The organism is Sphaerisporangium rhizosphaerae (assembly GCF_042665155.1).
Classification (GTDB): domain Bacteria; phylum Actinomycetota; class Actinomycetes; order Streptosporangiales; family Streptosporangiaceae; genus Sphaerisporangium; species Sphaerisporangium rhizosphaerae.
The window spans coordinates 210,962-222,898 of sequence record NZ_JBHTCG010000006.1; the positions used below are offsets into that span (position 1 = coordinate 210,962).

13 protein-coding genes are annotated in these 11,937 nt (G+C 73.1%); 9 read left to right on the plus strand and 4 right to left on the minus strand.

All coding sequences use genetic code 11. The features are described from left to right. The gene (locus ACFQSB_RS11695; RefSeq protein WP_354843548.1) at positions 1-354 is read left to right on the plus strand and encodes a GntR family transcriptional regulator; all 354 of its coding nucleotides are present in this window, start codon (positions 1-3) and stop codon (positions 352-354) included. Then, positions 351-1,337, plus strand: coding sequence for a hypothetical protein (locus ACFQSB_RS11700; protein WP_380826228.1), 987 nt, complete (start codon positions 351-353; stop codon positions 1,335-1,337). Before ACFQSB_RS11695 ends, ACFQSB_RS11700 begins: the two co-directional genes overlap by 4 nt. A 25-nt stretch (positions 1,338-1,362) precedes the next feature. On the opposite strand, the gene ACFQSB_RS11705 is transcribed toward ACFQSB_RS11700, so the two are convergent. Beyond that, positions 1,363-2,145 carry an adenosylcobinamide-GDP ribazoletransferase gene (locus ACFQSB_RS11705; protein ID WP_380826231.1) on the minus strand — a complete coding sequence of 261 codons (783 nt, stop codon included), beginning with the start codon at positions 2,143-2,145 and terminating at the stop codon, positions 1,363-1,365. Between the two features lie 115 nt (positions 2,146-2,260). Next, on the minus strand, positions 2,261-3,364 hold the full coding sequence (locus tag ACFQSB_RS11710; RefSeq protein WP_354843540.1) for a bifunctional adenosylcobinamide kinase/adenosylcobinamide-phosphate guanylyltransferase: 1,104 nt from the start codon (positions 3,362-3,364) through the stop codon (positions 2,261-2,263). Between the two features lie 358 nt (positions 3,365-3,722). On the opposite strand from ACFQSB_RS11710, the gene ACFQSB_RS11715 reads away from it, so the two are divergent. Further along, the gene (locus ACFQSB_RS11715) at positions 3,723-3,929 is read left to right on the plus strand and encodes a hypothetical protein (RefSeq protein ID WP_354843537.1); all 207 of its coding nucleotides are present in this window, start codon (positions 3,723-3,725) and stop codon (positions 3,927-3,929) included. A 126-nt stretch (positions 3,930-4,055) separates the two neighbouring features. Here ACFQSB_RS11715 and ACFQSB_RS11720 read toward each other — a convergent pair whose 3' ends face one another. Next, positions 4,056-5,060 (minus strand): aldo/keto reductase family protein, encoded by a 1,005-nt coding sequence (locus ACFQSB_RS11720; RefSeq protein WP_354925926.1) that lies wholly within the window; start codon positions 5,058-5,060, stop codon positions 4,056-4,058. A gap of 56 nt (positions 5,061-5,116) precedes the next feature. Between ACFQSB_RS11720 and ACFQSB_RS11725 the strand changes: the two genes are divergently transcribed. Next, on the plus strand, positions 5,117-6,265 hold the full coding sequence (locus ACFQSB_RS11725) for an SMI1/KNR4 family protein (RefSeq protein WP_380826233.1): 1,149 nt from the start codon (positions 5,117-5,119) through the stop codon (positions 6,263-6,265). Positions 6,266-6,430: 165 nt separating this feature from the next. On the opposite strand, the gene ACFQSB_RS11730 is transcribed toward ACFQSB_RS11725, so the two are convergent. Next, entirely contained in the window at positions 6,431-7,054 is a 624-nt protein-coding gene (locus ACFQSB_RS11730) for a DUF3043 domain-containing protein (RefSeq protein ID WP_354843528.1), read from the minus strand. Positions 7,055-7,287: 233 nt separating this feature from the next. Here ACFQSB_RS11730 and ACFQSB_RS11735 point away from each other — a divergent pair, with 233 nt between their 5' ends. From ACFQSB_RS11735 to ACFQSB_RS11755, 5 genes are all read left to right on the plus strand, one after another. Beyond that, positions 7,288-8,106, plus strand: a complete 819-nt coding sequence (locus tag ACFQSB_RS11735) for a PspA/IM30 family protein (protein WP_380826234.1) — start codon at positions 7,288-7,290, stop codon at positions 8,104-8,106. After that, on the plus strand, positions 8,103-8,381 hold the full coding sequence (gene pspAA / locus ACFQSB_RS11740) for a PspA-associated protein PspAA (RefSeq protein WP_380826236.1): 279 nt from the start codon (positions 8,103-8,105) through the stop codon (positions 8,379-8,381). Before ACFQSB_RS11735 ends, pspAA begins: the two co-directional genes overlap by 4 nt. A gap of 9 nt (positions 8,382-8,390) precedes the next feature. Next, on the plus strand, positions 8,391-9,299 hold the full coding sequence (gene htpX, locus ACFQSB_RS11745; RefSeq protein ID WP_380826238.1) for a zinc metalloprotease HtpX: 909 nt from the start codon (positions 8,391-8,393) through the stop codon (positions 9,297-9,299). 5 nt (positions 9,300-9,304) lie between these two features. After that, complete coding sequence (gene pspAB, locus ACFQSB_RS11750; RefSeq protein ID WP_380826239.1) at positions 9,305-9,865, plus strand: PspA-associated protein PspAB; 561 nt, start codon at positions 9,305-9,307, stop codon at positions 9,863-9,865. Positions 9,866-10,027: 162 nt separating this feature from the next. Next, entirely contained in the window at positions 10,028-11,857 is a 1,830-nt protein-coding gene (locus ACFQSB_RS11755) for a phosphatidylglycerol lysyltransferase domain-containing protein (RefSeq protein ID WP_380826242.1), read from the plus strand. Positions 11,858-11,937 lie beyond the last annotated feature (80 nt).

Genomic DNA, 11,937 nt, shown 5'->3' on the forward strand with positions numbered 1-11,937 from the left:
ATGCTGCTCACCCTCGATCTGAACGACCCGCGGCCGCTGCACGAACAGGTCACCGGAGCGATCAGGCGCGCCGTCGCGTCGGGCCTGGTGGTGCCCGGTCAGCGGCTGCCTCCGGCGCGCGAGCTCGCCGCCGCCATCGGTGTCAACGCCAACACGGTGCTGCGCGCCCTGCGGCAACTGCGCGACGAGGGCGTCCTTGAGTTCCGCCGCGGCCGGGGCGTCTCGGTGCTCGCTTCCCCCGACGGAGGCGAGGTCGTCCGGCGCATGGCGCGCGAGCTGCTGGAGGAGGCCGAACGCTACGGCCACGGCCCGGCGGACGTCATAGAGATCATCAAGGAGCTGGAGTCGTCATGACGTACCGATCGCGGTTCCTGCTGACGGCGGGCGCGTGGGCCGCGTCGGTGACCGTCGCCCTCGTCGTGGTCCCCCTCGTGCTCCGCTCCCGGCTGCCCGAGCCGCTGGCCACCCATTGGGGGCCGCCGGGAGCGCCGGACGGCGCGTCGTCCTTCTGGGCCGCCCTCGGCCTGCAGATGGCGTTGTGGGCGGTGTTCGCGGGCCTCGCGGCGTACACGGTGCTCCGCGGGGACGCCGTGCGGCACAGGGCGCGCAGGAAGGCGGCCGCCGCGATGCTCGCCGGCGGCGCCGGACTGGCGCTGGGCACGCAGTGGACGACGCTCGGCGCCAACCTCGGCCGCGCCACCTGGCGGGACGCCGGAGCCGTCGGCGGCCGGGTTCCGCTGGTCCTCGCCGGAGCGGTCCTGCTCGGGGTGATCGGCCGGCTGCTCGCCTCGGCGGGGCCCGGCGACCCGCCGGAGGAGGGGGCGGCGCGGCTGCCCAGGCTCCGCCTGCGCGCCGACCGGCGCTCGGTGTGGGTCTCGGCGGCCTCCAACCGCTGGATGTCCGGCCTGTGCCTCGCAGCCTTGGCCGGTCTCGCCGTCCTCGCGGTCCTCGGCCTGGTCACCGGAGACGGCCGCATCCGCGACACCGCCGTCCCGCTGGTGATCGTCGCGGTGGTCGGCTGGGCCCTGTCGACGGTCGGCGCCCGGGTGAGCGAGCAGGGCCTGGTCATCTCGTTCGGCCCCTTCCAGTGGCCCACGCGGACGATCCCGCTCGACAAAATCCAGAGCGCCAGAGCCGAGGTGCGCCATCCGCTCGAAGTCGGCGGCTGGGGAATCCGGGGCCTCCCGGGAGCGTCCACCATCATGATCCGCGGCGGCGAGTGCCTCGTCGTGCGCTACACCTCCGGAGGCGAGCTGGCCGTGTCCGTGGACGACGCCGCACGCGGCGCGGCGCTGCTCAACGCCCTGGTCTCCGCCCGTCCGGCCGTTTCCCCCTGACCTGCCGGGCGGCGGCCCGCCGCGGTCAGGGGGCGGCGGCGCAGACGATCAGGGCGGCCGCCGTGGCGACCTCGACCAGGGCGCCCAGCACGTCCCCGGTGATCCCGCCGAGCCGCCGGACGGCGTGGGCGCGCACCGCCCAGGCCGCGCCCAGACCGGCCGCGACCGCCACCGGGAAGACGACCGGGCCGCCCGCGAGCAGGCCGAGCACGACGGCCCCTGCCGCGACCGCCGCCGTCGCGATGATCGCCGTGCTCTGCCGCACCGTCCCGGCGACCATGGCGCCGAGGCCGCCGGGACGGGCGGACGGCACCCCGGTCACGCAGGCCCAGGTCACCGCCAGCCGCCCGGTGACGACGGCGAGCGCGAGCGCCATGGGCCCGGCCTCGGAGGCCGCCGCGGCCTGCGTGAGCAGCGTGAAGACCAGCGTCACGACGCCGAACGGGCCGATGTCGGAGCGCTTCATGATGTCCAGGGCCTGCCCGGCCGGCTTGCCGCTGCCCAGGCCGTCGGCCAGGTCGGCCAGCCCGTCCAGGTGCAGGCCGCGGGTGAGCACGGCGAGGGTGCCGAGGCCGAGCGCCGCGGCCAGCAGCGGCGAGACCAGCAGCCCGGCGGCGGCCATGACCGCCGCACCGGCCAGGCCCAGGCCGAGCCCGATCAGCGGCGCCAGCGCCATGGCCCATCCGGCGGTGACGCGGTCGGTGCGGGGCAGTCCGGCCGGCCAGATGGTGAAGGTGCCGGCGGCCAGGCGCAGTCCTGCGGCGACCGGCTCCTCCGGCGCGGAGGACGCGGGCGTGTCAGGGGACATATCAGGAGGCATATCGGTAGCCCGGTCGAAGAGGTCTCACAGGGAACGAGGGACGACGTGGACGGCGGCATCGGCGGCTCGCCCGGCGCGGTCTCACAGGGGTCTCACAGGGCTCTCACAGGGGGAGGGGGACGACGCGGCCGGCGACGACGAAGACGGCCTCCTCCGACTCGGCGGCCAGACGCTGGTTCAGCCGGCCGAGGGCGTCGCGGAACACCCGCCCGCTGGCCGTGGCGGGGACCACGCTGAGGCCGACCTCGTCGCTGACCGCCACCACCTGCGCCCGGGTCTGCCGCCAGGCGGCCACCAGCTCGTCGCAGCGCGCCGCGACCGCGTCCAGGGCCGTCCCGAACCGTCCGGGCTTGCGGCCCCTCGGCCGGTCATGGGCGGGATCGTCCCAGGCCCCGCACGCGTCGAAGACCGCGGCGAGCCAGGTGCCGACGCCGTCGATCAGCAGCGGCCCCGTCTCGGAGCGCAGCAACGCCTCCAGCTCGGTGGTCTCGACGGTCGTCCAGTACGGCGGACGCCGCAGCCGATGGGCGCGGACCCGGGCCAGCCACTCGGCGTCGCGCCCGCCGGTCGGCCCGGTCGCGACGTAGGTGACGTCGGGCTCGGTGATCAGCCGCAGCTCGGCCTCGCCGGACTTGCCCGAGCGGGCGCCGCCGAGGACCAGCGCCCGCCTGGGCAGGGGCGGGCGCGCCGTCGCCGGGGTGCGCGTGTCGATGATCGTGCCGTCGTCCACCATCTCGCCGCCCCAGAAGCCGAGCCGCCTGCGCAGCTCGCCCTCCGAGGGGAGCCGGTGGTCCAGGTTGACGGCCACGACCTGCGTGCGGGCGGTGACCAGGCCGCGCCTGCGCAGGTCGCCGAGGCGCTGGGGCCGGTCGAGCAGGTCGATGAGCACCAGGTCGTAGGCGTCCTCCGCCCAGGAGGGCGAGGGGGAGCCGGACAGGTCGTCGGCGGAGACGGCGTACAGCACACGCCCGCGGTCGGGGCCGCTCACGGCGTAGCCGTCCGGCGTGACGGTCATCCGGTAGCCCTTGGGCATCGCCGCGGGGGGAGCCAGGGGGAGGCCGGCGGGCGGAGCGAGCCGCACCGCGTCGTCGAGCACGACGGCGGTGGGCAGGCGGTGGCCGGGGGACAGGCGGCGGCAGGACGCGCACCCGCAGTTGGGCTCGGGCCAGCCGTACGGACCGGCGGTGCCGGATAGCAGGACCTTCACTATGCCCGTGCCGCGCTGGTCGCCTCGGCGGAGGTGGCGGGAGCCGCGACGGCCGCCGTCACGGGAGCGCGAGCGGGCGCGGCCGGGCGTGCGGGCGCCGTCGCGCGTCCTGGTCCGGCGGCGGAGGCCGTCGGGCGTCCTGGTCCGGCGGCGGGGGCCGGAAGTCGGAAGTTGGGCGGCATCGTCCGGCCTCCAATCTCGGCTGTCGCGCGGTCGCGCAGGTCCGCTCCGTTCTGCCCGGCCGGCCTCTGGCCTGTCCCGCCGCGCGCACGGCAAGATCTGCGGCAGACTCCAGGGGATAGGGTCTGCACAGCCTGGTGAGGGCATTGGGCAAACCCCACGAAAAGGAGCGTATGGCATGACTTGGCGCTGGCGTTATGAAAACGCTAACGGTGGTGAGGTTTTGGACGGCCCGCTTCCGCGCGAGATCTTCCCGAGTCAGGCCGATGCCGAGTCATGGCTCGGTGAGAACTGGCGCACCTTGCTCGAGGCGGGAGTCGAGCAGGTCACGCTGCTGGAAGACGACAAAGTGGAGTACGCCGGGATGTCGCTGCGTGTGGAGTGAGCGCGGGGCCCCTTGGCTTTCCTGATGCCCATGTGACAAACGTTGTCAGAGTGACCGAAATACCAAGGGGCCCGAGACGACTCCTTTACGGCCGCGCCTTCATGCCGGCCCGGCGAAGGCGAGCCGTCAGCGCCCAGGCCGGGACGGCGGGCTCTGGGTCTTGGCCGGGTCGCGCTCGACGATCGCGCCCAGCGCGGAGTCGATCTTGGACATCACCTCGGCGTCGAGCTTCACCCCCGACGCCTTGACGTTGTCGGCCACCTGCTCGGGGCGGGTGGCGCCGATGATGGCCGAGGAGACGTTCGGGTTCTGCAGCACCCAGGCGACGGCCAGCTGCGCCATGCTGAGCCCCAGGTCCGCGGCGATGGGCTTGAGCTCCTGCACGCGCGACAGCACGTCGTCGTCCATGAACCGCGAGATGAAGCCCGACCCGGACGGGTCGGTCGCCCGCGACCCGGCGGGCGGGGCCTGGCCGGGCAGGTACTTGCCGGTGAGGATGCCCTGCGCGATGGGCGACCAGACGATCTGCCCGACGCCCTCCTTCTCGCACAGCGGCACGATCTCGGCCTCGATCACCCGCCACAGCATCGAGTACTGCGGCTGGTTGGAGATCAGCCGGTCGAAGCCCATCTCGTCGGCGATCTTCAGCGCGTCGGCGATCTGGGAGGCGGTCCACTCGCTGACGCCGACGTACAGGACCTTGCCCTGCCGCACGAGGTCGTCGAAGGTCTTCAGCGTCTCCTCGAGCGGCGTCTCGTAGTCGTAGCGGTGCGCCTGGTACAGGTCGACGTAGTCGGTCTGCAGGCGGCGCAGCGAGCCGTGGATGCTCTCGGTGATGTGCTTGCGCGACAGCCCCGCGTTGTTCGGCCCCGGCCCGGTCGGCCAGTACACCTTGGTGAAGATCTCGACCGACTCGCGGCGCACGCCCTTCAGCGCGCGGCCGAGGACCTCCTCCGCCTTGGTGGCGGCGTAGACGTCGGCGGTGTCGAAGGTGGTGATGTCCGCGTCGAGGGCGGCCCGCACGCACTCCTTGGCGGCGTCCTCCTCGACCTGCGAACCGTGGGTGATCCAGTTGCCGTAGCTGATCTCGCTGACCTTCAGACCGCTGCGGCCAAGATGGCGATATTGCATGCTTTTGACCCTAACCGTCGCTTACTGGTGATCTGTTTCGGGGTAGTCTGCCCCGGGTGCGGCAGTTGATCACACGCGGGGTTGTACGGCGCGCGCTCGCGGTGGCCGCCGCGGGCGCGGCCCTGGCCATGGCGGCCTACGCCCTGCGCATCCTCACCCGCCGGCCGACCGCGCCCCACCCCCTCACGCCCCGCCGCGACGCTTTTCCCGCGCCGCGTCCCGGCGCTCTTTGTGAACCGGCGCTCGCGCGTCGCCCCGGTGCTCTCGCCGGGCCCGTGCCGCGTCCCGGCGCTCCGCGCGCGCTCCGAGCCGGCGTCCCTCTTGTCCCCCTGGACGAACGCGGGCCGGAGCGGACCGTCGTCCGGCGGCGGGGACGGCGGGTGGCGCCGGTCGCCGTGTTGTGCCTCGCGGTCGTGACGGCCGCCCTGCTCGGCGCTCGTGCCATACGGGACACCCCCGCGCCGGCCGCCGCCACCGCCCCGTCCCAGCTCGCGTCCCAGCCCGCCCCCTCACTCGGCGCGGTGGCCGGCACCGCCTCGCCGGAGGTCATCGCCTCACCGGAGGTCACCGCGGGACCCGCCACGCCCGTGGGTGGCACGTGCCCGCCCGAGGGGCACCGGGTCCTGGCCCGGCCGCTGGACCCGCGTGTGCGCGCGGCGGTGGACCGCCAGTGGCGGCGCGTCGAAAGGTGGCTGCGGGCGAACGCGCCGGTGACCTACGCGGCTCTGCGTCCTGCGGCCAGGGCGCGGGCCATCGCGGTCGCCGAGGCGCAGACCGGCCTGCGGTTTCCCGCCGGCCTGCGGGCGTCGCTGCTGCGCCACGACGGCTCCAGCGCGGGGGGCGCGGTGCTGCCCGGCCTGCGCGACCTCGGCGTGCGCGAGATCCGCGACACCTGGCGCGCGCTGTGCGCCGGGCGGGGCCCGGCCGACTGGCCCGCAGGGCGGTGGGACGGCCGGTCGATTCCTTTCGCCGTGCCCGCGCCGGGCGTCGCCGGAGCCTCCGCCGTGATCGTCCCCGGACGGGGCGACGTCGGCCGCCCGAGCGCCGAGGGAGTCACGCGCGACCCGCGGAACGGCTGGACGTCGTCGTACGCGCTGCTCAGGGCGACGGCCGGGGCGCTGGAGGCAGGACGGCCGGTGCGGGGGCTGCGGCCGGTGGTGTCAGGTGGCCGTCTGCGCTGGGCCCCGTCGGGTTCCTCGTCGTAGAGCGGCGCCGGTTTCGCCGACCAGCTTCCCGCCGCCCCGGCGCCGAGCAGCGGACCGTCATCGGGCAGAGCGGCTGTCGGGGTACGCGGCGCCGCGGGCGCTGACGGTGCGCGACCGGACAGGGGCCGACCTATCGGCCGCGCGGGTGGTGGGGAGGTGGGGGAGCTAGTTCTTGGGGGGGACGGGTTTGCCGCCGGGGAGGACGGTGGGTGGGGGGAAGCGCAGGCGGCGGATCTGCATCGCCCGCATGGCCGCGTAGAAGCCGACGCCCTTGAGGCTCTCGTCCGGCAGGCGCTGCGCGGCCTCCTTCTTCACCCGCTGCGCCACCCACACCGCGCTCACCGCGACCACGACGATCATCGCCGGCCACAGGATGGTGATGGCGTAGGAGTACAGGAGCATCCCGGTCTGGCCGCCGAACATCGGGACCGTCCACAGGATGACGAGCAGCAACAGCGAGACGGGAAGGAAATACTGGCTGATCGTGCGGCGCGAGTCGACCCAGTCGCGGGCGAGCTTGCGCGCGGGCCCGCGGTCTCGCGCGGGGAGATAGCGGTCGTCGCCCCGCAGCATGCCCTCACGGGCGCGCGTCCGCTCTGAGGCCTGGCGCTCGCGCGCCTGCTTGTAGGCCTCTTTGCGGTTGCTGGGAGCGGTCACCGGCTGGCGGCGGCGGCCTTCGGCCTCGCGGCGTTTGGGGGTTGGCCGGCCCTTTCCCGCGGTTTTCGCCAGCGTCTCTGAAGACGGAGTGGGGCTGTCATCCACGGGGGCCTGCGTGCGACGTCGGAACACGACGTCAGCCTACCGGGGGTGCAACTTAATGACGCCCTCGTGCGTTATGCGTAGGGTGGACCTACGCGACTTTGCCGCGATAATCGGGGGCTGACGATGAGCGGGCAGCCTGTGGAGTTGCGAGTCGGCGCGAGGGAGCATGGATGCCAGCGAAGCGAGCATACGGCCGGCGAGCGTCGCAGCGAGCGGGAGCATAGGCACAGCACTACCTAAGAAGGGGACGGCCAACGCGCATGAGCGTGATGAAGAGACTTTCCATGATCTTCAAGTCCAAGGCCAACAAGGCCTTGGACAAGATGGAGGATCCGCGCGAGACCCTCGACTACTCCTATCAGCGGCAGCTTGAGCTTCTGCAGAAGGTACGCCGGGGCGTGGCCGATGTCGCCACCTCGCGCAAGCGGGTGGAGCTGCAGATCAATCAGATCCAGCAGCAGGCGAAGAAGCTTGAGGACCAGGGCCGCAAGGCGCTGAGCGTGGGGCGTGAAGACCTGGCGCGTGAGGCGCTGAGCCGTCGCTCGTCCCTGCAGACCCAGATCGCCGACCTGCAGGTGCAGCACAACAACCTGCAGGGCGAAGAAGAGAAGCTCACCCTCGCCAGCCAGCGCCTGCAGACCAAGGTCGACTCCTTCCGCCACAAGAAGGAGACCATCAAGGCCACCTACACCGCCGCCGAGGCGCAGACCCGCATCAACGAGGCTTTCTCCGGCATCTCCGAAGAGATGGGCGACGTGGGTCTGGCGATCCAGCGCGCCGAGGACAAGACCGCCCAGATGCAGGCGCGCGCGGGCGCGATCGACGAGCTGCTGGCGAGCGGCGCCCTGGACGACTTCAGCGGCCAGCGCGGCGACGACATCCAGGCCGAGCTCGACCGCATGGGCGGCGGCAGCGACGTCGAGCTCGAGCTCGCCCGCATGAAGGCCGAGCTGGGCCAGGGCCCCGCGCCGCGTGACGCGATCGAGGCCGGCCACCCGGGTCAGCAGCAGGCGCCGCCGCAGCAGCAGCCGCAGTCGCACCCCACCCAGCAGTACCGCCAGCCGGGGGAGGGCCTGTGATCGTCCGAATCATGGGCGAGGGCCAGGTCGAGGTGGCCGAGGGCGACATCGACGTGCTGAACTCCCTCGACAGCGAGCTCGAGGCCGCCATCGAGATCGACGACGAGGCGCAGTTCCGCACCAAGCTCCACGCGCTGCTCGACAAGGTGCGCCAGATCGGCAAGCCGCTTCCCGACGACGCCCTGGAGCCCTCCGAGCTCATTTTGCCGCCGGCCGACGCTTCGATCGACGAAGTGAGGGGCATGCTGGGCGATTCGGGGCTTATCCCGGGATAGTTTGTAGATATGACACAAACCCGGTACGCCCCCGACCGGGGTCTGACGGTGCGCATGGTGTCGACCATGTTCCTGCTGGGCCTGCTCTACGTCGTCTTCGTGGGCGTCCTGATCGCCCTGGGGGTCCAGGCGGTCGTGGTCCTCGTCCTGGCCGGGGGCCTCCTGCTGGTCCAGTACTTCTTCTCCGACAAGATCGCGTTGTTCGCGATGCACGGACGGGAGGTCTCCCGGCAGGAGGCGCCCGAGCTGCACGGCCTGATCGACCGGCTGTGCGTCATGGCGGACGTACCCAAGCCGCGGGTGGCGATCGCCGACACCGATGTGCCCAACGCCTTCGCCACCGGGCGCAACCAGAAGAACTCCGTGGTGTGCGTGACCACCGGCCTGCTGCGCCGGCTCGACCCGCTGGAGCTGGAGGGCGTCATCGCCCACGAGATGTCCCATGTCGCCCACCGGGACGTCGCGGTGATGACCATCGCCTCCTTCCTGGGCATCGTCGCCGGCCTCATGACGCGCTTCGCGCTCTACTCGGGCCTCGGCCGCGACCGGGGCAACAACAACGGCCCGCCCATCGGCCTCATCATCATGCTGGTCTCGATCGTCGTGTACGCGATCAGCTTCCTGCTGACCCGGGCGCTGTCGCGCTACCGCGAGCTGTCGGCCGACCGGGCCGGGGCTCTGCTGACCCAGCGGCCCTCCGCCCTGGCCAGCGCCCTGGTGAAGGTCACCGGCGAGATGTCGCGCATCCCGACGCGCGACCTGCGCGAGGCGCAGCCGTTCAACGCCTTCTTCTTCACCCCGGCGATCTCCGGCCGCGCGGGCGCGAGCCTGGCCACCCTGTTCGCCACCCACCCGCCGCTGGAGCGCAGGCTCGAGCAGCTCAGCACGATCGCCGCCCAGCTCGGCCGGGGGGCCTGAGCCCGATGGGCTGGCTGGACGCCCTGCTAGGCCGCAGCAAGCCCGCCCGGCCGAACCTCGACGCGCTGTTCGCGCTGCCGTCCGCGGCGGTGACACTGCAGGCCGCCACCGGCTTCGAGCCGACCGGCCTTGGCTCGGTGTGCTTCCGCTCCGCCGAGGGCGGGGCGTTCGCCACGCTCCAGCGGGACATCAGGGAACTGCTCGGCGACGTCGAGGTCGAACACTCCCAGGACTCCTACGGCTACACCTGGCTGCTGGTGCGGCGCCAGGCCGACGACCTGAGCTCGCTGGTCACCGACCTGCACGGGGTGAACTCCTCGCTGGAGGGCGCCGGGTTCGGCCCGTCGCTGCTGTGCTCGCTGGTCACCTTCACCGACGACCAGCGGCGCGCCCTCGCCGTCGTCTACCTCTACAAGCAGGGCACCTTCTACCCGTTCGCGCCGCTGGCCGGCGAGCGCAGGGACAACGCGCTGGAGCTCCAGGTTCGCGGGGCGATCTCCGGTGAGCTGCGCGTCGAGCCCGAGCTGTCCCGCTGGTTTCCGCTCTGGGGCGCGCCGGGCCTGTGATCCCGCGCCGGTCCGGCCCGGCGACCGCCTGTTCCCTCTGCTTCGTCCCTGCCCCGCGTCAAGGGCACGTACGAGAACGATCACCCCGGTCGTTCCGCCCCTTAGCCAGGCGAAACGCGGGGTATACCACCCGGCAGATCAGCCATCGCCGGGGGGAAACAGGTGGCAGTGACCGACCATGGCCGCGCTGGGGCGGCCGCAGAGACCCACGCGGCGGAGCGGCTGCGCGCCGTCGTGCCGCGCGTGATGTCGGTGTGCATCGCCATCGCCGCGGTGTACTCGGCCGTGATCGCGCTGATCGCGCCGGTACGCCACCTGCTGAGGCCGCTCACCGGCCTGATCGAGATGGCGGTCTTCCCCGTCGAGCCGAACCTGGGCTACGCGGTGTTCCTCGGCATTCTCGCCGGAGCCCTGGCCCGGCACAAACGCGCCGCGTACTGGGTGCTGGTCGCCTTCTTCTCCCTGCTGGTGCTGGGCAACCTCGCCGTCGTGCTGTCGGCGTCGCTCATGCCCGACCTGGTGGAGGAGTACGCCCTGATGGGCCAGGTGGTGGCCTCGGAGGTCAACCTGTCGGTGTCGGCCGTCGTGCTCGGCATCCTGGCGGCGGCGCACAACCAGTTCTTCGCGCCGATGCGGCGGGCGTCGTTCCGCAAGGCGCTGCTCACGCTGGGCTCGCTGCTCGCGGTGGCCTTCGGCGTCGGGTACGGCCTGGTGATGCTGTTCCCGGGCACCCTGCGGCCCCGGGACCACCTGCCCTGGGCGCTGGAACGGACGCTCGGCGGGGTGGTGACGCTGGACTTCTACCGCACCGGCCGGCCGCCGTTCTGGGTGAACTCCGTCATCGGCCTGCTGAGCGCCGTCGCGGTGCTGGTCGCCTTCGCCGTGCTGTTCCGCTCCCAGCGGGCCCGGGCCGAGCTGCCGCCCGACAGCGAGACCCGCATCAGGGCGCTGCTGTCGGCCTACGGCTCGCGTGACTCGCTCGGCTACTTCGCCACCCGCCGCGACCGGGCGGCCATCTTCTCGCCCAGCGGCAAGGCGGCGGTGTCCTACCGCGTGGTGGCCGGCGTCTGCCTGGCCGGCGGGGACCCCATCGGCGACGTCGAGGCGTGGGGACCGGCCATCCGGGCCTGGATGGACGAGGCGCGGCGCTACGGGTGGGCGCCCGCCGTCATCGGGCCCAGTGAAGCCGCCGCCCACGCCTACGCGCGCGCCGGGCTGCGCGTGCTGGAGCTCGGGGACGAGGCCGTCATCGAGGTCGCCGAGTTCGGCCTGGAAGGCCGCGAGATGCGCGGAGTGCGGCAGGCGGTCAACCGGGTCGGGCGCGCGGGCTTCACATTGCGCGTGCGACGGCACAGCGAGCTGTCGGCCGAGGAGGCGCGCCAGATCATCGAGCGCGCCGCCGCCTGGCGCGACACCGAGACCGAGCGGGGGTTCTCCATGGCCCTCAGCCGGCTCGGCGACCCGGCGGACGGCGAGTGCGTGCTGGTGGAGGCGAGGGACGCGGCCGGCGAGCCCGCCGCCATGCTGTCGTTCGTGCCGTGGGGCGACGACGGCCTGTCGCTGGACCTGATGCGGCGCGACCGGCACGCCGACAACGGGCTGATGGAGTTCATGGTCGCCGGGCTGATCACCCAGGCCGCGGCGCTCGGCGTCAAGCGCGTCTCGCTCAACTTCGCCATGTTCCGCTCGGTGTTCGAGGGCGGGGCGCGGCTCGGCGCCGGGCCGGTGCTGCGCCTGTGGCGGCGCGCGCTGGTGTTCTTCTCCCGGTGGTGGCAGCTCGAGTCGCTGTACCGGGCCAACGCCAAGTACCACCCCCGCTGGGTGCCGCGCTTCCTGGCCTACGACGACACCCGCGACCTGCCCAGGGTGGGGCTGGCGTCGGCGATCGCCGAGGGGTTCCTCACAGTGCCGAGCCTGCTCACCCTGCTGCGCCGCCGCCGGCGCGCCGCCGCCGGCCGCCCCGCGGAGGGTGGGCGTTCCGCCGGCGGCTGAGCGCCGGGACGGGCGGTTCCTTGTGCCGGGTCACGCTACGAGTACGGCTTGCAGCCGGTAGTTCTAGATTCCTCCAAGTC